General features: G+C 39.6%; 14 protein-coding genes and 1 pseudogene. 7 read left to right on the forward strand and 8 right to left on the reverse strand.

Annotation, left to right across the window (positions count from 1 at the left end):
- Positions 1–8 precede the first annotated feature (8 nt).
- The 3 genes from VF06_RS00220 to VF06_RS40065 all read right to left on the reverse strand — a co-directional run bounded on the left by VF06_RS00220 (position 9) and on the right by VF06_RS40065 (position 5,011).
- Entirely contained in the window at positions 9–2,804 is a 2,796-nt protein-coding gene (locus VF06_RS00220; protein WP_099071426.1) for a PAS domain S-box protein, read from the reverse strand.
- 461 nt (positions 2,805–3,265) lie between these two features.
- Positions 3,266–4,798 (reverse strand): SagB/ThcOx family dehydrogenase, encoded by a 1,533-nt coding sequence (locus VF06_RS00225; protein WP_099067574.1) that lies wholly within the window; start codon positions 4,796–4,798, stop codon positions 3,266–3,268.
- A 69-nt stretch (positions 4,799–4,867) separates the two neighbouring features.
- The gene (locus VF06_RS40065; RefSeq protein ID WP_180267412.1) at positions 4,868–5,011 is read right to left on the reverse strand and encodes a hypothetical protein; all 144 of its coding nucleotides are present in this window, start codon (positions 5,009–5,011) and stop codon (positions 4,868–4,870) included.
- Between the two features lie 68 nt (positions 5,012–5,079).
- On the opposite strand from VF06_RS40065, the gene VF06_RS00230 reads away from it, so the two are divergent.
- Positions 5,080–5,928: an alpha/beta fold hydrolase gene (locus VF06_RS00230; protein ID WP_099067575.1), complete on the forward strand. Its 849-nt coding sequence runs from the start codon at positions 5,080–5,082 to the stop codon at positions 5,926–5,928.
- Positions 5,929–6,269: 341 nt separating this feature from the next.
- Positions 6,270–7,964, forward strand: coding sequence for a serine/threonine-protein kinase (locus tag VF06_RS00240; protein ID WP_099067577.1), 1,695 nt, complete (start codon positions 6,270–6,272; stop codon positions 7,962–7,964).
- Between the two features lie 114 nt (positions 7,965–8,078).
- Here VF06_RS00240 and VF06_RS00245 read toward each other — a convergent pair whose 3' ends face one another.
- The 4 genes from VF06_RS00245 to VF06_RS00260 all read right to left on the reverse strand — a co-directional run bounded on the left by VF06_RS00245 (position 8,079) and on the right by VF06_RS00260 (position 13,403).
- Entirely contained in the window at positions 8,079–8,867 is a 789-nt protein-coding gene (locus tag VF06_RS00245) for an ABC transporter permease (protein ID WP_099067578.1), read from the reverse strand.
- Positions 8,868–8,917: 50 nt separating this feature from the next.
- Positions 8,918–9,901, reverse strand: a complete 984-nt coding sequence (locus tag VF06_RS00250) for an ABC transporter ATP-binding protein (protein WP_099067579.1) — start codon at positions 9,899–9,901, stop codon at positions 8,918–8,920.
- 457 nt (positions 9,902–10,358) lie between these two features.
- Positions 10,359–12,005 (reverse strand): ABC1 kinase family protein, encoded by a 1,647-nt coding sequence (locus tag VF06_RS00255; protein ID WP_099067580.1) that lies wholly within the window; start codon positions 12,003–12,005, stop codon positions 10,359–10,361.
- Positions 12,006–12,338: 333 nt separating this feature from the next.
- Positions 12,339–13,403: a mannose-1-phosphate guanylyltransferase gene (locus tag VF06_RS00260; protein WP_099067581.1), complete on the reverse strand. Its 1,065-nt coding sequence runs from the start codon at positions 13,401–13,403 to the stop codon at positions 12,339–12,341.
- Between the two features lie 115 nt (positions 13,404–13,518).
- On the opposite strand from VF06_RS00260, the gene VF06_RS00265 reads away from it, so the two are divergent.
- The 4 genes from VF06_RS00265 (at position 13,519) to VF06_RS00280 (ending at position 17,622) form a co-directional block, all read left to right on the forward strand.
- Complete coding sequence (locus tag VF06_RS00265; RefSeq protein WP_099067582.1) at positions 13,519–15,030, forward strand: LCP family protein; 1,512 nt, start codon at positions 13,519–13,521, stop codon at positions 15,028–15,030.
- 413 nt (positions 15,031–15,443) lie between these two features.
- Positions 15,444–15,950 (forward strand): pentapeptide repeat-containing protein, encoded by a 507-nt coding sequence (locus tag VF06_RS00270; protein WP_099067583.1) that lies wholly within the window; start codon positions 15,444–15,446, stop codon positions 15,948–15,950.
- Positions 15,951–15,996: 46 nt separating this feature from the next.
- Complete coding sequence (locus tag VF06_RS00275; protein ID WP_099067584.1) at positions 15,997–16,923, forward strand: hypothetical protein; 927 nt, start codon at positions 15,997–15,999, stop codon at positions 16,921–16,923.
- Positions 16,924–17,007: 84 nt separating this feature from the next.
- Positions 17,008–17,622, forward strand: a complete 615-nt coding sequence (locus tag VF06_RS00280) for a Uma2 family endonuclease (RefSeq protein WP_099067585.1) — start codon at positions 17,008–17,010, stop codon at positions 17,620–17,622.
- Positions 17,623–18,134: 512 nt separating this feature from the next.
- Here VF06_RS00280 and VF06_RS00285 read toward each other — a convergent pair.
- Positions 18,135–21,662, reverse strand: coding sequence for a GAF domain-containing sensor histidine kinase (locus tag VF06_RS00285; protein WP_099067586.1), 3,528 nt, complete (start codon positions 21,660–21,662; stop codon positions 18,135–18,137).
- Positions 21,663–22,535: 873 nt separating this feature from the next.
- Here VF06_RS00285 and murJ point away from each other — a divergent pair.
- A pseudogene (murJ, locus tag VF06_RS00290) lies at positions 22,536–24,137 on the forward strand (murein biosynthesis integral membrane protein MurJ); the annotation flags it as partial.
- Between the last annotated feature and the right edge of the window lie 392 nt (positions 24,138–24,529).

Raw genomic sequence — 24,529 nt, forward strand, 5'->3', positions numbered from 1 at the left:
TATATTTACTAATCCAAAGTTAACTGTGTGAATTGGATTTTAAATACTGTTCCACCATCGCGTTCTAAAGTAATCTCACCTTCGAGTTGTTCTGTAACTAAGTCGTAAACTAAAGAGAGACCCAAAGAACCAGTATTTCTCCAATCTAAATTATCTGGTAAACCAATACCATTGTCTTGGATAGTCATCTCGATAATATTATTAAGATTTCGTAAAGTAATCTGAATTCTGCCTGCTTGTTGGTTAGGAAAAGCGTGCTTGAGGGCATTGGAGATTAATTCGTTAATTACTAGTCCACAGGCAATGGCTTGGTCGATATTCAAACAAACTGAATCTATATCAGTTTCTAAAGTAATTCTACTGGGAACTATCTGATAGGATATTAACAGGCTAGTTGCTAAATTATTGATATATTCACCAATATCAATTTTTCCAATGTTAGTGGAAGTATATAAATTTTTGTGAATGAGAGAGATTGACTCAATGCGGTTTTGGCTTTCTCTGAGAACTTTAATAACTTCTGGATCTTTAATGGTGTGAGACTGGAGTTGCAATAGGCTAGAGACAATCTGTAAATTGTTTTTAACTCGATGATGTACTTCTTTTAAGAGAACTTCTTTTTCAGCCAAGGCACTTCTGAGCTTGACTTCAATTTTTTGTCTTTGAATAAGTTCTGTTTGAGCTTGCTCATAGATGCTAGATTGTTGAATGGCGATCGCCAACTGTACTGTCACTCCATCTAGCAAATCTAATTGATTTTCTTCCCACTCTCGAAATCGAGAACATTGATGAGCGATGAGTAAACCCCAAAGGTGAGAACCGGGGTTTTGAGAGTTTACTTCTAGTAAAATAGGCACAACTAAATTTGCTTTGACATCAAAGCGTTCTAATAGTTGAATATGACACTCACTTAGTCCAGCATTGTAAATATTAGCGTTGGCTCGTTTGCGTCCTTGGTAATACTCTATTCCTGCACCTTGTTGAAAACAAGTATCATGAATTTCTACGCCTAAAGAAACCGTCCATCCAGGCTCTACAGATTCTGCCATAATTGTGCCGATCATTTCTCGATCGAACTGATAAACTACCACTCGTTCAACCTTGAGCAAATCTCGCACTTCTTCAACTGTTGCATTGAGAATATCTTGCAGATTCAAAGATTGACGAATTCTTTGAGCAACAGTCCTCATCAATTGCTCCCGTTCCGCTTGAGCAATAATCGCCAGTTCACTTCGCTTACGTTCTGTGATGTCTTGTCCAATACCAATAATTTGACCATTTGGCAGGTTAACATTAGTCCAAGATGTATCTAGTAAATTACCGTCCCGCATTTGAATTCTAAAGTCACCCCACTTGCGTCGGGCAGATTGAATAAAATTAACAACATACTGACGATATTCAGGATTAGGATATAAAACTTCTAGAACATCAGAATTTTGAAAATCTTGCAATTTCCAACCTAAAACACTTTCCCATTCTTGATTCACCCACTGGAGTTCGCCATTAGGATTAATCAGTGCAATCATCAAGGGCATATTTTCAAAAATTAACCGCAAAAATTCATTTTTTTCCTGTAGTTTAGTTTCGATATTTTTGCGGTCATTGATATCATTAAATACTGTTAAAATTGCTGCTTCATTATTGAAATTGACATATTGTAGTGAAGCGATCGCCCAAAAATAACTACCATCTGCTCTTTTTAATTGAAGTTCATAATTGCGAATAGAACCATATTGATTTAAAGCTTGTAAAAGTGCTGTTAAATCTTCTAAATCATGGTATAAATCTAATAAATATTTTTGATTAATTAAATTCGTTTGAGAAAATTGAAATGTTTTAATTAACTCTGCATTAGCATACAAAATTAATCCGTCAGACACGCGGGAAATAATTAAGGGAACAGGAATAGCTTCAGAAATTGCTTGAAATCTAGCTTCACTATCTTGAAGATTTTTTTCTATTCGTTTGTGTTCGCTAATATCTTTGATATTAACTAATTGAGCTTGATGATTAGCATAGTCTATTTTATGTGAAACAATTTCCACATCAAGCATCTGTCCATTTTTGCGACGATGTTGCCATTGTCCACAAAAATTTAACATAGGTTTTTCAGCTAAATATTCCAGCACAATAGGCACATCTTCTGGAGGGCTAATATCTGTGATTCGCATTTGTAAAAACTCTTCTCGCGAATAGCCATAGTGGACAATAGCAGCCTCATTGACATCTAAAAATCTGAGACTATGTTCGTCAAATACCCACATGGAATTAGGATTTTTTGAGAAAAGTAGATTAAAACTTGTTTGGCTATCATCCATGATTTTTGACCGATGTAAATCTAAATGGATAATTATTTGTTGAGCCAAATTGTGTAAAGTAATTTGCTCCTTATTGTTCAAATTTCGGACAACAAAATCAAGTACACAAAGCGTGCCTAATGCAAAGCCATCAGAGGTAATTAGAGGAACTCCTGCATAAAAGCGAAAACCATTATTTGATGCGACTAAGGGATTTGTAGCAAATCGTTCATCCTCCAATGTATCGGGAATAATTAATATCTGATTTTCGCAGATAGTATAACTTCCAAAGGAAATGTTTCGCGGTACTTGTGATGTTGTAACTCCAATTTTTGATTTGAACCACTCGCGTTCTGCATCCACTAGAGTAATTAAAGCAATTGGTGTTTCACAAAAGTTAGCAGCTAATTGAGCTAGTCCATCAAAAACTACTTCTGGAGGTGTATCTAAAATTTGATATTGGTGAAGTACTTCTAATCGTTGGCTTTCATTTTCAGGAAATAGCATCAATCTTTAATTTTTATACTTAGTATCGATATACTGGGATTGTGAAAAATCCAGCTTGACTCCAGAATTATTGATTTTATTAAAAAATTATTTTATTGTCTCGAATTTACTAAAATCTGTTTTTTAATTAACTTAAGTTTTTTGCAAAACTCATAATTGATTTTTTTCAAATATTTATAAAATATTAATTTATTAATTTTACTTGATTTTAAATAAACATTTGCAAATAGTTAAACAACCTTTATAAAAAAACAAACAATCTTCATCAGTAGCCCTCATGTATTACAAAGTCGCATATATTACATTAAATGCATATTATAAAGGTATTAACCTTGCGACAAATTAAAAGTGAAATTTTATACAAAAATATTAGCTAACAAAAATTTAATATCCAAATCGAGCTGCTCCAGACGCAGACAAATCAGAAAACCTCTGTACCCTCTGCATTGGAGCAGTTCTTTTTATCTTGGGCGTCCAAATGTAGTGATATATAAAACAGCTTCATCAGCAGGAATACCCAAAACTTCATTTACTTGGTCATCAAAGAATCCACCAATGCCACTAACACCTATATTTAGATGCATTGCAGCTAAATTCAGGCGTTGTCCTAAATGACCGGCATCCATGTGTAAATAACGGTAAACGCGATCGCCATATTGAGCGATGGCAGCCTTCAAATCAGCTGTATGAAATAGCACAGCTGCCGCATCTCTTCCTAATTCTTGTCCCAAGCACAGAAAATGTAACTCTCGCCGGAAATTTTTAAACCGAATTTGGCGTAATTCTTGAGCTTTAGGCGCGTAATAATAACAACCAGCTTCTAGTCCTTTAACACCACAAACAGCGATAAACGTTTCTATTAAATTCAAATCAAAATAATCAGGAGAAATATCTAAATTTTGGTCAATGTAATTTCGCGGTTGATAGGTGAAATCAAGTAAATTTTTTAATTCATCAAAAGTTAAATCATCGCCATTATAAGCGCGGGTAGAACGCCGCTTGTACATAGTGATTTCCAGTTCTGAGAGTTTTTCTCCCCACTGTATAGGTGTAGTGCTAGTGGGAATTTTCAAACAGAAAGGAAAATTGTATTTATCCTCCAAAGATTTTTGTTGTTTGACAGCAGGTAGATTGAGCTTGCCGGTTACACCAGTTTGAATCTGGGTGTGTTTGTGGAAGTATGACAGCAGTTCGCCATCAGGGATTTGGGGATAACTAGTTTCCGTAGCAGAAGGTAGTGCAGTGCATCCCAAAGGCAGATTTTGATTAATATCTAACAAATCTGCCAGAGGTAGAATAGCGATCGCACCTTCTTGTTGTGAATCAATGTAAAGCAAATCATTGATTGAATCATCTACAAAACCGCCGATTAAATGGGGGCGATAATCAGTAATCGCAGCAGCTAACTCAATATTTCCCAAAAGATGACCTGTATCCAGAAAAATCCGACGATAAGCCCGGTCTTCATAGCGCCAAGCAGAACGATAAAAAACCGCCGTCACAATAATTGCCAATTGCGTAGTTTCTAGGGAAGGATGCCAGAAACAAGCAGCTTGTAGAGTTTGCCAAACATTGCTTTCCCAATAATGCATCAATGAATGAGTCCGGCACTGATAATTATACAAACCAGGAGGTAATAACGGCGTGCCACGGGAAACCAAATACACCTCCGCAGGGTACAACCCCCCAGCACTGGGAGCCGCACGTAAATAAACCGCACTTCCCATAGAAGGCATTTTCGCCGTTAATCCATAGCTGCGAAACAGCAACCGCGACAGTCTTTCCCACCATTGAGCATCTGGATTATTAGCAAACGTCTCTGGTTTTTCTTGGATATAAGGTTTGAGATCGTAAATAGAGCCAATTTTGTATTCCTTGAAAGGTACTGGCTGCTTAGCCCAGTCTAACCTTTGAGTTTTCAAAGCGAGAGTTTCAGGGTCGTATTTAGTCCGTTGGTGATAATGCTGAGCAATTGATTGGTGTAATTCTGGCATAGTACTTTCAATATCCTGAGGGCATCTTTATCTTTAAATCTTGGCATTCATCAGTCTCATTATTTCGTGTCAATTAGTACAATCCTCAGACTCACAAAGTGGTATTTGGTAACTGAATTGGGCAGTGTTGACTGATGACTGATGACTGATGACTAGTAAATCAGGATTTATTCTCCTTGTCTCCCCCATCTCCCCATCTCCCCATCTCCCCATCTCCCCACCACCCCTTTCGCAGTACGATATAAACGCAAAGATATCCCTCCACAGATGGATGTGCAATGATGCCTGTACGTCAGACTTTATCAAAACCTGATATCCACCTTTCTTATTTAGAGTGGAACCAGGGTCAAGAACCTTTACTGTTGTTACATGGTTTAGGTGACCATGCTCTTGTGTGGTGTAATTTGGCAGATTACTTGGCGGCAGATTACCACATAGTCGCACCAGATATGCGTGGACATGGCGAAAGTAGTAAACCAGATAAAGATTATAGCTTTGAGAGTGCGATCGCAGATCTGGAAGCACTCATGGACAGTCTCGGATGGACTTGTGCCCACATTGTTAGTCACTCTTGGACAGGCAAATTAGCCGCTATTTGGGCAAGACAAAACCCAAAGCGTCTACGAACCATAATTTTAATCGATCCAATTTTTATTTGGAAAATGCCCAGCTTCTTCAGGCTCACTTTTCCAATGTTGTATCGCTTCTTGCCTTTTCTTAAAAGTATGGGCCCCTTCACCACTCAGGAAGCAGCCGAACAGCAAGCAAGGCAATTAAAGCAATATCAAGGATGGAGTCCTCTACAACAGCAAGTCTTCCAAGCCGGAATTGAACAAAAGCCCGATGGTAGTTGGGGAAGCAAATTTACTGTGAACGCCCGCGATGAAATTTTTGAAGCAGTAATGCAAGTGCCTGGTTTTACCATTCCCCTTGATATCCCTGCCCTCTTCATCCAGCCAAAACAAGGGCTAAACCGCCAAAATTGGCAAATCCAACCCTACAAAACCTATCTGAAAAACTTACGTATTTCCCAAGTTCCCGGCAATCATTGGCCATTTTTGACACAACCAGAGCCATTTAACCAAACCGTAGCAGCATTCTTAGCAGAACACAAATCGAAAATCTCATGATTATTTAAACGGGATTATCCCGCAAGAACAGAAGAATTAAGATGAGCGATGTCTATGGGCATTGGCCAAACAGGGCATGGGGAAAGGGGTAAGGGGAAAAGGAGAAAGATTAAATTTATTCCTTTTCCCTTTAACCTTTAACCTTTTCCCCTACCCCCCTCTGCCCATCTGCCTTGTCCCCCTTGTCTGATGTCTATGGGCATTGGCCAAACAGGGCATGGGGAAAGGGGTAAGGGGAAAAGGAGAAAGATTAAATTTATTCCTTTTCCCTTTAACCTTTAACCTTTTCCCCTCCCCCCCTTGTCTCCCCCATCTCCCCGCGTCTCCCCTACTCCCCACTCATGAGCCTTTGTATCAATCCCGTTTGTCCCAAGCCAAATCACCCAAATAATCATCAAAACCGTTTTTGTCAAAGTTGTGGTTCTCATCTGGAATTGCTAGGGCGTTATCGGGTGGAGTCTCTGTTGAGTGACAAAACAGGTTTTAGTAAAGTTTATGAGGTATACGAACAAAATACTCCCAAAATTCTCAAAATACTCAGAGAAGATTTATCAAGTAATCCCGAAGCTGTAGAATTATTTCAGCATGAGTTTACTGTGCTTTTAAAACTCAACCATCCTGGCATTCCTCAGGAAGATAGTTATTTTCAATATCAAACTCGCAATGGTTTAGTTTTGCATTGCATTGCAATGGAAAAAATCGATGGTTATAACTTAGAAGAATGGTTTTATCAGCACAATAAACCTATTTCTCAAGAAAAAGCGATCGCCTACTTAAAACAATTAATAGAAATTTTGGATTTGGTGCATGGCAAACAATATCTACATCGAGATATTAAGCCATCCAACATCATGATTAAACCCGATGGACAATTAGTAATCATCGATTTTGGTACTGCTAATGAAATCGCTAAAAATTCGCTAGATGAAAGCCCTAAAATGACAGCACTGATGTCTTCTGGTTACAGCGCCCCAGAACAAATGAATGGTGAAGCTGTACCACAATCAGATTTCTTTGCTTTGGGACGTACCTTTGTGTTTTTGCTGACAGGAAAACATCCCTTAGATATGTATGATGTGCAGCACAATGTGTTGCGTTGGAAAAATTACACTCTTGATATTTCTCCGTTACTATTAGATTTAATTGATTGGCTGATAGCACCAGATATAGAAAAACGCCCCACCAATGCCCAGGAAATTTGGCAGCGTTTAGCAGAAATTGAAACTAAATTAACAACAAATCATGTTTCCCACATCGATGTTGTTAAAAATTTGGAACCAGAGCGATCGCTAGCAATTACTCCAAATTTTTCCCATGCAAATAACTATTTAGAAAAATTACCTTTACTGGGTATTTTTGCATCACTGCTAATAGTTTTAGGATTACTTAGTGCAGTAGTTATCGCGACGCAGACATCAACAAATTCTTCGCCCCAAAATTACGGACAACTTCCAGAAAAAAAAGGTAATATTGATTATTATCCTTATCGTGAAGGTAAAGATAATCAAGGTAGAATTGCCAAATTTAATATAGCTGTTTTATCACTACAATATAAATGGGTTGTCGGTAGCAATTTTCAAATTCAATATAACGACCAAATTATTAGCCTCAACCTTTTAAAATTGAATTTAGAACAACAAGCTATACAGAATATTATGGAAGAACCTAGTGAAATTATTTCTGTAGGTACAACTTCTTGCAAGGGCAATATAGAATCTCAAGAACGTCTAGCTTTAGAACGCTCCTTACAAATACAACTTTTAGTAAAAAAAATATTTATTAATCAACCCAACATCAAAGGCTATCGCTTATTAAACTTGGGTCAATTTCAACGAACTGATTGTCCAGGAAATCAGGATTTAACTACATATCAAAGAAGTATTATAGTTATTGGTGTTAAAAAACAATCAAGCAGCGTAAATCTAGATGAAGCTTTACGCGACAGGCTAGAAAAAAAGCCTTTTGCTGATTTTAAATTACAAGATTATTCCTTGGGAACGGCTGATAAATTTAAAACCACACCAAATAATTTATAATAAGCTGATGCGCTTTAAAATTGCATAACTCAACTCGTTAGAAAGACGCGGGGATACGGAGACATGGAGACACGGAGATGCAATTTGAATGACGATTAGCTTAAGATAGATTACTTAAGCTCCCATCCCCGAATACCGCTTCAAACCCGCACGCCACAACAAGCGATTCCCACCCAAAAATATTAATATCCAACCCACCATTGAGAAAAATCCTTGCCATAGATTTGTAGGTAGTCCCACCAAAATACTTGCAGGGAAATCAACCAAATATGGAAAAGGTGTAAACATTACTATTTGTCGCACGGGTTCTGGAAAAACTTCTAAAGGTGCTATCAAACCAGATAAAAATAGATAAAACAACAACCAAAAATTTTCTAAAGCACTGGCGCGTTCTGTCCAAAAAGCCAACATAGCAAAAGTGTACTGAATTATAAAACGCAAACTAAAAGCCAGTATCACTGCTAATATAAACAACAGCAATTGGCTGAAACTTGGTAACCAAAAAGCTTGGGGATAAAGAATAAAAAACAATCCCATTAATAAAAAAGCAAAACTCAAACGAGCGAATCTTTCAGAAATATGCCCCGCAAGATGATGCCATACTGGATCTATTGGTTGTAGCAATCTAGGAGAAAGTTTGCCTTCTACTACCTCTCTTTCAAAGTCCCAAATTACCCAAGCTACAGTAAATTGTCTAACAAGAAAAACTGTAATAAAGTAACGGGCAAAATCTACAGGTGATAGACCAAACTGCCCACTCTGGGCTGCTTGTATCCAAATACCCATCAGGATGATTGGCAAAGTTCCAGCCAAAACCCATAAAAAGAGTTCTGCTCGATACTCAACCATATAGGCATAGTATACCCAGAGAAAAGTTAAGGCTTTTCTAATTATTTGTTTCATCTATTTATTTTATTTCCCAAAAAAATTATTCCACACTCAACACTCAACAATCACTCCACAACCCCCGCCTGAAAAACTTGCCCAATTACCTGTTCTATAGACGGTTCAGTAACTGTTAAATCAATTACCTCTAAATCTGCCAAAATCTGAGATACAGTACGAGTGAGCGCCTCTCGTGGTACCAGATAACGCACTGTTCGCCCTTCTAAAAGCTCCACATCACCATAGGTCATGAGTTTTTGTATTGTTACGGGTTGGGCTAACTCAATATCCACTTCCCGATAAGGAGCAAAACGTTCCAACAGTCCATCTAAGCTACCGTCATACATTAAGCTTCCTTCATGAATTAATAGCACCCGTTGACACAAAGCTGTGATGTCAGCCATGTAATGACTCGTTAATAGCACTGTGGCTTGATAAATTTGATTGTACTCACGTAAGAAGTCCCGCACCGCTGCTTGAGCATTCACATCTAATCCCAGAGTTGGTTCATCTAAAAACAATACCTGGGGACGGTGCAAAAGTGCTGCTAATAATTCTGCCTTCATCCGTTCCCCTAAAGATAATTTACGCACTGGTTGGGTGAGTTTACCTTCCAGGGAAAGCATTTCTGTTAATTCTCCTACCCGCCGCTGGAACTCTTTATCAGAGATGTTATACACAGCAGCATTAATTTTCAAAGAATCTAACGCAGGTAAATCCCAAATTAGCTGTTGCTTTTGTCCCATCACCAAAGTAATTTTTTGCAAAAATGCTTCTTGGCGACGAAAAGGAACTTGTCCGGCTACTCTGACTGTACCGCTCGAAGGATAAATCAGCCCCGTGAGCATTTTCAGTGTGGTGGTTTTACCCGCACCATTTGGCCCCAAAAACCCTACCACTTCACCAGGAGCAATTTCAAAGGAAACATCCCGGACTGCTTGAATTGTGCGGTAGGTGCGGCGGAAAAAGTGGGTGATTGTGCCTTTAATACCGGGATTTTTGACCGCCACAGGATAAGATTTACTTAGTTTTTCAGCAATGATAATTGACATATTTTTATCTTAGAACCACAGAAAAACAATTCAAAAGTCAAAATCAAAAAAGACTTTTGTAGTCAATTTTTGATAACAAATTGCCATAGAAATTATTGTTTGAAATTATGGAACTTTGTAGTCAAGGCTTGTAATCCAAAATCTAAAATCCTAAATCGCTATTAGGGTTTTTATCGTTGGCAATTTAAATACACAGAATTTACACTAAATTAAATAACTCCCAAAAATAAACAACAGCACATAGTGATTGACAGTTCACAGTCAACGGTCAACAGTCAAGGCTTCGACTCCGCTCAGCCTTGACCCTGAGCGAAGTCGAAGGGTCAACAGTCTTCTCTGGAATATTTTTCCTTGTAAGTTCCTTTTGAGTGTTTGTCTGTGGTTTTAAATAATCCAATGCGGATTTAATAATCATTAATTCCCAATATGGGAATGATTCAGTTCTAAAGCATAAATTTTACCGCAAACGTCCCGATCGCAGTGTACTAATAATTAGCCACAAACCTAATAAACTAGCGGCTGCAAACAAAACGCTACTTAAAAAAGATAGCTGCGCTGTCTGCGCTCTAGTAGTAATAATTGCTGCTCCCATAATCAGCGAACCCACCAAAATGCTAAAAGACAAGCGGTTAGCAGCATCGTCCATAGTCCGCCGTACACCATCTAAACCCCGCAGGGATAAGTTCCACTGTAGGCTTTCGGAGGTAACTCGGTCTAATAACAGTTCAATTTGTCGGGGAGATTGCAGGGACAGACTTTTAAGGTCTAAGGCTGTTCTTAAGAGCGATCGCACTGGATTATCCCCTAATAACTGCCGACGAAACAAGTCTGTAATTAATGGCTGAATTTCATCGATGAGATTCACCTCTGGGTTAAAAGTACGCGCCACTCCTTCTAAGTTTGCCAGAGTTTTGGCATATAAACCCATGTTACTTGGTAAACGAATTTTATTGTTGCGAGCAACTTGCAAAATTTCGTAAATAATTTGACTGAAATTGATTTCACTCAGGCTGACATTGTAATACTTTCGCAGCATCCTGTCATAATCATTTTCTAATCGCGATAATATTACTGGCTGAGTTGAATCTGCTAACTGCAAAGTCAACTGAGCGCATCTTTGAGCGTCTAAATCTACGATCGCCAACAACATTTCTGTTAATATCTGCTGTGTGCGGGGATCGAGTCGTCCCACCATGCCACAGTCTAAAAGTGCAACCCGGCCATCTTTGAGATAAAATAAATTTCCTGGGTGGGGATCGGCATGAAAAAAGCCATCTATATATAGTTGTTGAAAAAATACCCGAAATAATAAAGTAGTTATTTCTTTACGCTCTACAGCAGGGTCTTTGTCATTGTTATTGCTGTTTAAATCTGCCGACAGAAACGGTACTCCATCCAACCATTCCATCACCAGTAATTTTTCTGTGGTCAAATCCCAATAAATTTTGGCAACTACTATTTGCTTGGGATCGAACCAGCGACTGTTGGATAAATTACGCCGCAGTTGGTCTGTAAAACTTGCTTCCCTTGTGAAATCTAACTCAGCTTCTAGAGCTTTGGTAAATTCCTCAGCGATGGATTTGATTTCATAGGTTTGTCCAAAATCAGTACGCGCTACTAAATCGGCAATACCTTGAATTAAAGCAATATCTTGTGCGATAGTAACATCAATTCCCGGACGCTGGACTTTAAGAGCGACTTCTCGACCATCTATTAATGTAGCTCTATGGGTTTGGGCAATCGAACCCGCTGCTACTGGAACGGGATTGATTGTACTGAAAGTTTCCGCTAGCGGTCGTTTTAGCTCCTTACGGATGATGATTTCCACCTCCGACCAGGGAACTGGCGGTACTTCATCTTGGAGGGTTGATAGTTCTTCTATGTAAGAGGCACTCAGTAAATCTGGACGAGTGGAGAGTAGCTGACCGAGTTTCACATAAACTGGCCCTAAATCTACCAGAATATTTTTTAAAACCGCAGGTGTCGGTAGCTGGGGTTCATCTGCTTTACCACCAGTTAGCAACCTCCGCATATAGTCCCAGCCATTGCGGAGGAAGACTTCAATAATTTCTCGTTGACGGGGAACTGTTTGAGTTAGGAACATTTTGGGATGTGGGGAGTAGGGAAAGGGGAAAGGGTAAAGGGGAAAGGGTAAAGGGGAAAGGGGAAAGGGTAAAGGGTAAAGGGGAAAGGGGAAAGGGGAAAGGGGAAAGGGTAAAGGGTAAAGGGGAAAGGGTAAAGGGGAAAGGGGAAAGGGGAAAGCGATAAATTTAATCTTTCCGCCTTACCCCTTTCCCTTTCACCATTCCCTGGAAAGCCCTGTTTGGCCAATGCCCCATGCCCCATGCCCCATGCCCAATTCCCAATACCCTCTTTTTCGACATTCAAGTTATAATGAGAAAATAGACTTTTTAGCCTCTGCCAAGAGTTTTAACTTTTAGAGCAGGTCGGTGAATCGGGAATCGCTCTGAAGAATTTTCAAGATCTGCTTAATTTCCTGTGTACGTTCTTTTTTAACAACGAGGGTGACGTTGCGATCGCGCACAATCACCACATCATCTAAACCAATAGTAACAACTACATCCTCTGGATTTGAAGCATAAATAATTGCTCCCTGGGTATCTAGTCCTACGTGGGTAGCAAGTTCTACATTTGAAGTCTGTTCTGTTTTTAGTAACCGTTCGATGGCATTCCAATCTCCTAAATCATCCCAGCCAAATTCAACCGGCAAGACGTATGCTAGACTTGTCTTTTCCATGAGTGCATAGTCTATACTCTTCTTAGGTAACTGGGGATAGATATCAGACCCCTGTTGTTGTAATGGTTCGATGATTTCTGGAGCATGGGTGTGTAGTTCCTTGAGAACAACTCCTGCCCGAAAGACGAACATACCACTATTCCAGCTAAAACGTCCCGTAGATAAAAAAGTTTCTGCTATTTCACGGTTGGGCTTTTCAGTAAAGCGGTTGACGTGATAAGCTGGCAACTCATTAAAGCTACCTATTTTTTCACCTTGTTCAATGTAACCGTAACCGGTTGATGGAAAAGTAGGCTTGATCCCCAATGTGACGATGGCTTCTGTGCTTGTTGCCAGTTGCACAGCTGCACTTAATGTGTGTGCAAAGGCTTCTTGGTCAGCAATCCAGTGGTCAGCAGGGAAAAAGCCAATAACAGCGTCTTCTCCATAACGTTGTTTGATTTCTAAACTTGTCCAAGCAACGGCGGCGGCGGTGTCTCTTCCTTCTGACTCAATTAGTAAGTTCTCAGGTGGTAGATCGGGTAATTGTTGTCGTACCCCTTCAGCTATCTGACTAGAAGTGATAACCCACAAGGAATTCCAACTGCCTGCAAGTTTTAACAAGCGATCGGCAGTTGCTTGTAATAAGCTTCTAGAGCTACCATCAAGACTTAAAAATTGTTTGGGTCGGTCTCGCCGACTTAAAGGCCAAAAACGTTCACCTTTACCACCAGCAAGGATTACAGGGAACAATAAAGTATTCATGTTGTCATACACGTCTACTGAAGAACATTACAAGTTTACAGTGAGGTTTTCCACTGGCAATATTTGTAGCTTGCATTAACATACTTTTAGGGAGTGGTTGAGTGGGGAGATAATTGTGATAAAACAAGTCGAATGGTCGGAAAATCAGGTCACATCTGGGCAAGTAGTATTTGAAGATGAAGTGCGATCGCCGGAACTCGAACATCCGGAAAATCAAGCAGCACTTCCATTAGTAGCAGACCCCCAAGAAGAGGTCGAACTCAAAGCGCCAGCAAATAACCGTAGCGTTGTCGAATCGGTGGGTGCAATTCCCAATCAGCTCTCTGAGAGATTGGGCTTGACAATGCCTCGATGGCTGTTATGGTTCATGACGATTGTTATCGGCATCATATTATCTGGTCTGCTGGTGTCAACGTTGGCGTTGTGGACTCCTTTATGGAGCAATTTAGACCGAACAGATGATGATTTAGGAACTGGTACTAAGGACGAACAAAAAGTTCCATTACCAGGGGAATTATGGAGCAAACTTTCTCAGTACAAACTTTCACGACCGATGAATATCCTCATTATGGGGATTGAACCAGTCAGTGGTACTGTTGATGGTTCCCCAGAAAGCTTTGCTGGTAAAAGCGATTCTATGTTGCTGGTACGGCTCAACCCCAATGAAAAATCTGTACGGGTGCTTTCTATCCCCAGAGATACGATGATTGCGATCCCAGAAAAGGGAGAAAAAGGCTTAACTAAAGTATCTGACGCCAATGCCCAAGGCGGGCCAGTCTTGGCTGCACGGGTAGTTAGCCGTACTTTAAACAATGCCCCAATCGATCGCTATATTCGCATCTCCACCAGCGGTTTACGCCAATTAGTCGATCAATTAGGTGGAGTTGAAGTCTTTGTTCCCAAATCAATGGAATATAAAGACTCCAGCAGCCAGCTGTCAATTAATTTAGTTAGTGGCTGGCAAACACTCAACGGCGAACAAGCAGAACAATTTGCCCGGTTCCGCGAACCAGGTTTGGGAGATCTACCAAGAGTGCAGCGTCAGCAAGCACTCATCGCAGCCTTGCTGCAACGCCTCAATAGCCCCACCCTTTTACCCAGGTTGCCTCAATTAACTCGCCTGATGCGAAAATACTTTGATACCAACCTGAAAATGGAAGAAATGATGGCGTTGGTAAACTTCGGTCTTAACTTAGATCGAGATAACTTCCAAATGACTGTTTTGCCTGGTACTTTTAGCCGCTTTAGCAAAGATCCTGATAGCTATTGGCTGAACATGACCGGACAACAAAGCCTATTGAATGATTATGTCGGGGTAAATGTACCTGGTCTAAAACCAGATACACGTCAGGTTCCTAACCTCAAAATTGCTATTCAAAATGCTTCCAATCAACCTGAGCTAACTGAAAAAGTTATTGCTTATCTTAAACAGAAAGGCTTTACTAAAATTTACAAAGTTCCTGATTGGCCAGATAACCAACGTCAAACTCAGATTATTGTGCAAAAAGGTAACCGACGAGTTGGAACTGATGTGCAACAAATCTTAGGTTTGGGTCAAATCGAAGTAGCGGCCATTGGTGATTTAGAATCTGACCTCACAATTCGTATTGGGAAAGATTGGAAATAATCATTGGGCAAACAGGGCATTGGTAATTGCTAAATAAAAAAGCATAAATCACAAAGTCTAAAGTATGAGTTGGGGAAACCTCAGCTCATATTTTGTAAGATAGGACAACAGACTAATGACTAATCAATACGATTCGGTTAAAGGGGAAAGGGGAAAGGGGAAAGGGGAAAGGGGAAAGGGGAAAGGGGAARGGGGAAAGGTTTYAAATACATCCAAATCCCCTTACCCCGGTTGGTGAGCTTGCCTGTCCTGAGCTTTGTCGTTGGCGTTGGCGAAGCCTCTCGTAGAGAAGCCTCTCGTAGAGAAGGGTCGAACCATTAACCTTTTCCCAGACCACAAGGGAAGTTCATACTGCTTATCCGAACCGTATTGAATGACTAATGACCAATGACTAATCACAAATAATTAAAGTTATGAAAAAGATTTTATTCCGCTTTTTGGGTTTGGTTATGATTTTGATACTAGCAGTGATGTGGATAGTACTTAATCCCAAACCTGCTTTTGCTCAACTAAACACAATCAACTACAACAGTACAAATTTGGAAAATCGCGATTTTTCCCATACTGATTTGGCGGGTGTAACTTTTGTCGCGGCAGAAATGCGAGGGGCAAATTTTCAAGGCGCGAATTTAACCAACGCAATTCTAACTAAAGGAGTTTTATTAAAAGCAAATCTAGAAGACGCGAACTTGACAGGTGCTTTAGTCGATCGCGTAACTATGGATGGTGCTAATCTGAAAAATGCCATTTTTACAGAAGCAACTTTAACCCGCAGCCGCTTTTATGATGCTGATGTCACTGGCGCTGATTTTAGCGATGCTTTAATTGACCGCTATCAAGTGTCGCTATTGTGTGAAAGAGCCGATGGCGTAAATCCAGTTACAGGTGTGTCAACGCGGGATAGTTTAGGCTGTAGGTAGATAATCTCAGCGTTGAGGTTCAAAACAGAGATATTTGACTCAAAAAATGGAAAATCAACCTTCTTTATTAGGTTATATATTATTAATTAGTAATCTGTTTTTATTTTGGTATTTTCTGAGAGGTAAAAATTTCAAAATTGATGAGCAAACACAGAATAAACTTAACTTTACTATTAAACCAAAGTGGTTTCTATTTATTGGGTTATTTATCGCACAATTAGGGATAATTTGCTTATATACTATTTTTACGATTATACCAGTCACACAACTAAGTTGTGAACGTGTACCGCAAAATTTGCAAGCTTCCAGTATTGAGCAAAAGTCATCAACAATTATATGTCAACTGAGAGAGTTTGATTTTTTTAGTCATCAAAAAAGCCAAAAAGAAATTTCTGGATTAATTGGAACTCGTTTAGAAAAACAAACTAAAACAGATAAAGAAGGAAAAATATTATATATATATCAAGTTCAGTTGTTAACTAATACAGAAAGTATTCCCTTTAGACGAATTGGTTACAGCGATTATTCTTTAGAAGAAGCAAAGTTAATCATTTTAAAAATTAAGAATTTCTTGGCAGAACCTTTAGAAAAAAGTTTAGTAGTTACGCAAGATGATACCGCAGGCGTTTATGCTGGAATTGGCGGAACCCTATTTTTCTTTCTAGTAGGTTTACTCATCATAGCAGCAGGTTCGTTTATCAACTGTAATTTTGATAAAGAATCAAATAGTTTAATTCTCAGCCGCTATCGATGGTTTGGGATATTGGGAAAATCTGTTTTTTTGTACTCTTTAAATGAAATTGTTGATATTAAAGTTGAAAGTTCTGATTCTAGCGAAGGTGGCATGGTTCATCGAGTTAGCTTAATGTTAGCATCTGGTGAAACCGTGCCTTTGAGTGGTTGCTATAGTTCTGGGTTTCAAGAAAAACAAGAAATAGTTAAGATGATAAAAAGTTTCCTCGCTGCAAATTAGTAGGTGTTTATAACTCAAGATGAATTGGTGCGATCGCACTCAAAATAATCCTAAACTATATTCAGTAGAGACGAAGGTAGCAACATGACTACAACTAAACAAATAGTTACCTTTGAAGAATATTTAACTTATAACGATGGCACTGACACACGCTATGAACTGGAACGGGGAGAATTGATACCAGTGGCTCAAGCTCGTGGCGGACATGGTGAAATCATGCACTTCTTAGAACGTGGTTTTACAACAGAAATTGAGCGACTAGGACTAAATTGGGTTGCGCGTCAAGCTGCTATTGGCATTAGAGTTCCTCAAGTTGGTAGGCGAGATACTTCTAGAGTTCCTGATGTTACAGTTTTGCCTTTGGAACAATGGAAAAGTCTGAGAAACAGAGAAGCTGTCATTGAACTTGATGAAGATCCGCCACTTTTGGTTGTTGAAGTTGTGAGTGCTGGAACCGAAAGCCGCGACCATCGAGCCAAAAGAGCAGAATACAATATTGTTGGCATCCCAGTTTATCTACTAGTAGATTTTCTGGACTTTGACCAAAATGGCAAAGCAATAGATAAGCGCGTAACAGTTCTGACTTTAGTTGAAGGTTTTTACGATGAAGCAGTTTACAGGGGAGAACAAATTATTGAAATTCCTACATTCCCCGAACTGAAACTGACTGTTAACCAAGTTATTAATGCTGGTGTATAGGTATATAGCAAGGAACAGGCAATGCGGGAACGCCTAACGGTGAATGGATTAACCTCCGCAATAGAAGATTATCAGGACTTACGCACAGGCTACGGAAAATCGTAGACGCGGAGCGGCTTGCCGCAGGCTACCACAGAGGCGCAGAGGTCACGGAGAAATAAGAGTTGGAGAGGTTTTTTGCGTAAGTCCTAATTATTTTATCAGGCGATCGCATCTTGAGGAAAAATCATCTTCAAATCCAACAAGGCATCTTCAAACCCAGGAATTCCTACTCGATCGTTTGGTAAATGGATTTGCTTACTGAGATATAGCGCTTTTCATTTGGATGGAATACATGCTTGAACAATAAATTATCGTAAGGGCACAACATTGTTGTGCCCCTATTGTGGTCTATTCAACTGCAAATTGCTGTAAGTTGACCGAAAACAAAAAGGATACAGAGCAACTAAATTTATTTATGGGTGTCTTGAATTTTGAATTTTGAATTCGGAGCAAAGCGACGTGACTCGTCCTTAATTATCAGTGGGAATTTTAATTAAAAACTCTGTCCCTTCTCCTGGTTTGGACAAACATTTAATTTCACCATGATGTTTTTCAACTACAATTTGATAGCTGATAGACAATCCTAAGCCTGTGCCTTTACCTGGTTCTTTGGTGGTGAAGAAGGGGTCAAAAATGTGCGATCGCACTTCTTCTGGCATACCCAAACCATTATCAGCTATTCTAATTAAAACTTGCTGATTAACTATTTGAGTACTAATCCAAATAGTTAAGGGAATCCTGGGGCGTTTTTCCCTTAAATCTAAATATTTTTGCTGTATGGTGTTGAATTTTTCCTCTAATGCATCAACACTGTTACTTAAAAGATTCATGAATACCTGATTTAATTGTGCGGGATAGCATTCGAGTAAGGGTAAAGTACTATATTCTTTGATAATCTCAATAGCTGGGCGATCGCTATTACTTTTCAATCGATGCCCTAAAATCAGCAAAGTACTATTTAATCCTTCATGAACGTCTACTGCTCTCGATTCTCCTTCATCTGTACGAGAGAAGTTTCGCAGTGATAGCACAATCTCATGAATTCGCTCTGCTCCTATCTGCATAGAGTCAACAGTTTTGGGTAAATCTTCAAGAATAAAGTCCAAATCCGTCTTTTCAAATTTCTTTTGCACATCTGGAAGTTGGTGATAAAACTTCACAGCTTCCAGTATTTCTTGAGTATATTCTTTTAAATGTATGAGATTACCAAAAATAAAATTAATTGGGTTATTGATTTCGTGGGCAACTCCAGCTAAGAGTTGTCCTAAACCAGCCATTTTTTCGCCCTGAATTAATCGGCTTTGAGTTTGTTTTAATTCTTGCAGAGTTTGAGTTAATTCTGAAGTTTGACGTTTAGTTTGTTCGAGTAATTCTGCCTGCTGAATTGCAATTCCTAATTGCACTCCCACTTGAGCTAGAAGATTAATTTCTTCTTCTTTCCAATAACGTGGTTGGGAATTTTGATAAGCAACTAACAAACCCCATAATTTTTCACCTTGGCGAATGGGAACGAAGGTTTCGTTGCGTGGAAGTTCATTATCATCATCTGTATCTTCAAAATTTTCTAAAATCAATGGTTGAGTGTTGACTACAGGTTTCCAACCATCTTTAAAGGAATCTGCGACAAATTTACCGCTCCAATCTGAGTTAAAGCGGTAAATAGCAACTCGCTCTACTTCCAGTAATTCTCGCACAGCTTGAGTGGTAGTTCTAAAAATAGTTTTAATATCGAGAGACTGACGTATTTTATCAACAGTTGCAGCTAATAATTCTTGTCGTTCCATTGCTTTTTCTCGTTCTGTAGCTTCTGCTAATTGGACAGCTTGCATTTGAACTTGTTTAATATAAGAATCTTGTTTTAATGCTACTCCTAATTGTTCGGCAATTTGAGTGGCAAATTCAATTTCTGATGGTTGCCATTGGCGGGGAGCATTGCATTGGTGAATACATAGTAAGCCCCAAAGTTCGCCTTGTTTCAAAAGTGGAGCAACCATATTAGCACGCACTTGGAAAGCTGCTAGAATTTGCACATAACAGCCTTGAAAACTTCCTTGATAAATATCAGCGATCGCATTTACTCGACCTTGGGCATAAAGCGGTGCAAAATGTTCGCTAAAGCAGTGGTCGTAAACTTGTTCTCCGATGGCTGAAGTCCAACCATCAGCTACATCTTCGTAAACAAATTCTCCTTCCCAGTCATTTTGATAATCAAAACGGAATACCCCTACTCGGTCGGCTTTGAGTAGTTGCCGCATTTCGGTGACAGAAGTTTGAAAAATTGTATCTAAATCTAAAGATTCACGAATTCTAGCAATTACGCTAGTTAATATCTTTTGTTGTTCTGCTTGATATCGAGCTTCATGTAAAAGTTTATTATGTTGTAAAGCAACCCCTAAATTTTCTGCAATTTGACTGACAAATTCAATTTCTGAAGGTTGCCAAGTTCGAGGGTTGCTACATTGATGAACGCAAAATAACCCCCACAATTCACCTTGCTTCAATAAGGGAACCACCAAATTAGCCCGCACCTGAAATTTGCTCAGAATCGCTGCATGACATTCACTTAATCCCGCCTCGTAAATATCTGCAACTGCTTGCACTCGACCTTGTTGATAATTAATAGCAAACTGTTGTCCAAAACAGTGGTCGTAGACTTTGGCTGCAATTACTGAGTTGCATTCAGTAACAACATCTTCGGAAATAAATTCTCCTTCCCAATCTTTTTGAGGGTCAAAACGAAATACTGCCACTCGGTCTGTTTGTAACATTTGCCGGACTTCAGTGACAGAAGTTTGAAAAATTGTGTCTAAATCCAGCGATTTACGAATACGAGTAATCACGCTGGTTAATGTTTTTTGTTGTTCTGCTTGATACTGAGCTTGTGCTAACAACTCATGATGCCGCAGTATCACACCAATTTGCGTACCAATTTTCGAGAGGGATTCCACTTCATAGGATTGCCATTGTCTAGGGGAGGCATTTTGATAAGCAGCAATAACTCCCCACAGTTTTTCCCCTTGGAGAATTGGCGCAGTTGCAAAGGCTTTTACTTGAAATTGTTCTAACAAAGTAATATGGCAATCTGTTAATCCAGCTTGATAAATATCGTTAACTGTAAACGTCTCATTTTTCAGGTAGCGCCCTCCTTGAGTTTGTTGTAGATAACTATCAGCGATCGCTCCTTGAATTCCAACTAAGGGAGTCCATCCTTCGGCAAATGATTCAGCCACAAAGCTACCACTCCAATCAGCGTTGAAGCAAAAAATAGCAACTCGGTCGGCTTGCAATAGTGTGCGTATTTCTTGGGCTGTTGTTTTAAAGATGATGTCAATATCGAGAGGCGAACGAATTGTATCAACAAGCTGAGCAATTACTTGGTCGCGCTGGGCTGCTTGAGCTAATTTTGCTGCTTGTAATTGGACTTCATGAAGATGCTTTCCTTGTTGAATTGCAACTGTTAAATGGTCAGCAATTTGGCGAATAAATTCAATTTCTGATTCTTTCCAATTCCGAGCCTCACTACATTGATGAATACAAATTAATCCCCATAATTTCTTCTCGCGTAACAAAGGAACAACAAGGTTGGCACGAATTTGAAATTGAGCCAAAATTGTTAGATGACAATCACTTAGCCCAGCTGCATAAATGTCAGTAACTGCTTGCGCTTTTCCCTGTTGATAACTGGTAGCAAATTGTTCTCCAAAGCAATGGTCGTGGATTTTGACTGCCATTGCTGAAGTCCAACCATCTGCAACATCCTCAGAAATAAATTCTCCTTGCCAATCTTGTTCAGAATCAAACTGGAAGACTGCAACTCGGTCAGCATTAAGTAACTGACGCACTTCTGTAACTGTAGTTTGAAAAATCGTCTTTAACTCAAGAGACTCCCGAATTCTTACAATCACACTCGCCAGAGCCTTTTGTTTCTCTAGTTGTTCTTGAAGTTGACTGCTTGACAATAGAAGTTGATTTTCCGCAAAAGTTGAATTGAGTTCCATTGCTATTTATTTCAGGGATTGTTCTACAAAAATTTATGATGTCAAACTTCATCAGGTTGAACAGCGCCAAGCTTATAAGTATGACCAACTTTTTCTTTAAGTATCCAATTCTTGTAAAGAAGATGGTTATTGTTATAGTTCCCTTCTCGTGGCTTATCTTCACAACTTGTTAACAATCAGTTATTAGTCCTTTGTCAACACAAATGACAAAGGGTAAACTCTTTTGGGTATTAGTTCAAAAAAGCAAGCTATCCAAAGGGTTTCGTAGAGAAGTTTGCAATCAATAGAACTTTCTCAGATAAGACAAATGGCAGCTTTTATCCATCGGGGTGCAATTTAAATGTGTTAAAGCTTAGCTCAATTGTTGATTGTTCGCTAATTTGTGTATAAATTAGTATAAAATTTAATGTTTTTCAATATACACAAAAACATATAGACGGACAGTGACTAATACCTCAGCTAATGCGCGCTAAAAAAGCATAACTAACAAAAGTGGTTGTTGACAGTTGACTGTCAACTGTCAATAGCCTCGTTACATCAATGTGCAAGTTAAATGCAAAACCAGTGATTTACACAATCAATTTTTGCCTTGTACTGTGGCTACAAGAGAAAAGGGGCATTGTAATGGAATAATTTAAACTGACACGGAGATGTAAATATGCAGTAATTATACAACACCCAAATTCTTAAATCATCCCGCAATTATGCAACCCTGGATAAAGCAATGTCTGGCAATAAGGCGCTTTGTGTCTACTGAGTTGACTAATTGCCGCTAGACTAATAACTGACTTATCAAAATTAGCCTGACAGACAATAAAATTTAGGTTAAATGTTTTCAGGTATGGACTTTGCAAGAGTATTCAGGTATTCTTCGTGACACAACAAGACCAAAAACCCTCTCGTTCTTTTGCTGGAATTGCTGGCATTGTTGCCATTGCCACATTAATTAGTAAAGTCTTTGGTTTGATTCGACAGCAAGCCATCGCTGCTGCTTTCGGTGTTGGTGCAGCTGCCACTGCCTATAGTTACGCTTATATTATTCCCGGCTTTCTATTGATATTACTCGGTGGTGTGAATGGGCCATTACACAGTGCCATCGTTAGTGTTTTAGCCAAACGCAAACAACAAGAAGCTGCCCCCCTAGTGGAAACAGTAACAACACTGGTGGGTGGATTGTTGTTAGTGGTGACATTTGCTCAAATTTTCTTGGCAGATGAAATAGTTGATTTAGTCGGTCATGGTTTAGATCCTACAACCAGAGCGATCGCCATCGAACAAATCCAAATCATGGCACCGATGGCTTTATTTTCTGGATTAATTGGTATCGGTTTCGGTACTCTCAATGCCGCTAATCAATATTGGTTGCTCTCCATTAGTCCTTTGCTATCCAGCATTACAGTTGTCATCGGCATTGCCTTCATGGCTATGCAACTGGGCAAAGACATAATCAAGCCAGAATACGCTTTCATCGGTGGTATGGTGTTAGCTTGGGGAACCTTGGCAGGGGCAATTCTTCAGTGGTTGGTGCAGCTAGTTGTGCAGTGGCGATTAGGACTAGGTACATTGCGGTTGCGGTTTGATTTTAAAACCCCAGCTGTCCAAGAAGTAATTAAAATCATGACTCCGGCAACAATTTCCTCCGGAATGATGCCAATTAACTTTGCCACCGTGCTTTACTTCGCCAGTCCCATCCCTGGTGCTGCTGCGGGCTTCAACTATGCTAATTTGCTGGTGCAAACTCCCTTAGGAATTATTTCTAACATCATTTTGTTGCCCTTATTACCCATATTTGCCAAGCTTGCAGCTCCAGAACATTGGGACGACTTAAAATTACGTATTCGTCAAGGACTGTTACTCAGTGCCGTCACCATGTTACCTCTGGGAGCGCTGATGGTGGCGCTATCTGTACCCATTGTCCAGGTAGTGTACGAACGCGGTGCTTTTAAGGGGGATGCGACGCAGTTAGTTTCCGAGTTGCTAATTGTTTACGGCATTGGGATGTTTGTTTATTTGGGGCGTGATGTGTTGGTGCGGGTGTTTTATGCTTTAGGCGATGGACAGACGCCCTTTCGCATCAGTACTTTTAATATTTTTCTCAATGCTGCACTCGATTGGATTTTGGTCGGGCCTTTTGGCGCACCTGGTTTAGTATTAGCAACAGTAGGCGTCAATTGCAGTTCTTTATTAATGCTGTTGTGGTTACTCGATCGCAAAATTAATGGTTTACCTTGGCGTGAGTGGAGTGTACCAATTCTCGGTTTAACTGCGGGAAGTGTAGTAGCTGGGGTAGCCAGTTATGGAACTTTGATTGCTTCTGCACAAGTTTTAGGTAAAACCGGTTTAATAGCTTTACTATTGGAACTATGTATATCTAGCTGCGTGGGAATTGCTATATTTGCAGTCATCGCTGCATGGATGAAAATACCAGAGTTGAATACTTTTGTGGATCGTCTGCTTCAACGTTTTGGCAAAAAAAAGAGAGCTTACGCACAGGTAACGGAAAATCCAACCGCAGAGAACACAGAGGAAACAGAGGAATAACAATTGCACAGAGTTAGGGACTTGCAAGTAAAAAATATTCCATAGAAGACTGTTGAGTGTTGATTGTTGACTGTTGACTGTGAACCGTCAACAGTCAATAGACTTCTAAGAGAAGTCAGGAAAAGGGGAAGGGGGGCCTTTCAAGGGCTTTTTTAAATACCTACCCTTGAAAGGATGGGGAGATGGGGAGGTAGGGGAGATGGGGAGATGGGGAGATGGGGAGATAGGGGAAAAGGTTAAAGGTTAAAGGGAAAAGGAATAAATTTAATCTTTCCCCTTTTCCCTTTCCCCTTTTCCCCTTTCCCCTTCCCTATACCCCATGCCCA

Source organism: Nostoc linckia z4 (genome assembly GCF_002608075.1).
GTDB lineage: Bacteria > Cyanobacteriota > Cyanobacteriia > Cyanobacteriales > Nostocaceae > Nostoc > Nostoc linckia.

Coding starts and splice junctions, on each gene's coding strand:
- VF06_RS00220 (WP_099071426.1), bottom strand. CDS start 2,804: ATGCTATTTCCTGAAAATGAAAGCCAACGATTAGAAGTACTTCACCAA.
- VF06_RS00225 (WP_099067574.1), bottom strand. CDS start 4,798: ATGCCAGAATTACACCAATCAATTGCTCAGCATTATCACCAACGGACT.
- VF06_RS40065 (WP_180267412.1), bottom strand. CDS start 5,011: ATGGGGAGATGGGGAGATGGGGAGATGGGGGAGACAAGGAGAATAAAT.
- VF06_RS00230 (WP_099067575.1), top strand. CDS start 5,080: ATGCCTGTACGTCAGACTTTATCAAAACCTGATATCCACCTTTCTTAT.
- VF06_RS00240 (WP_099067577.1), top strand. CDS start 6,270: ATGAGCCTTTGTATCAATCCCGTTTGTCCCAAGCCAAATCACCCAAAT.
- VF06_RS00245 (WP_099067578.1), bottom strand. CDS start 8,867: ATGAAACAAATAATTAGAAAAGCCTTAACTTTTCTCTGGGTATACTAT.
- VF06_RS00250 (WP_099067579.1), bottom strand. CDS start 9,901: ATGTCAATTATCATTGCTGAAAAACTAAGTAAATCTTATCCTGTGGCG.
- VF06_RS00255 (WP_099067580.1), bottom strand. CDS start 12,005: ATGTTCCTAACTCAAACAGTTCCCCGTCAACGAGAAATTATTGAAGTC.
- VF06_RS00260 (WP_099067581.1), bottom strand. CDS start 13,403: ATGAATACTTTATTGTTCCCTGTAATCCTTGCTGGTGGTAAAGGTGAA.
- VF06_RS00270 (WP_099067583.1), top strand. CDS start 15,444: ATGAAAAAGATTTTATTCCGCTTTTTGGGTTTGGTTATGATTTTGATA.
- VF06_RS00275 (WP_099067584.1), top strand. CDS start 15,997: ATGGAAAATCAACCTTCTTTATTAGGTTATATATTATTAATTAGTAAT.
- VF06_RS00280 (WP_099067585.1), top strand. CDS start 17,008: ATGACTACAACTAAACAAATAGTTACCTTTGAAGAATATTTAACTTAT.
- VF06_RS00285 (WP_099067586.1), bottom strand. CDS start 21,662: ATGGAACTCAATTCAACTTTTGCGGAAAATCAACTTCTATTGTCAAGC.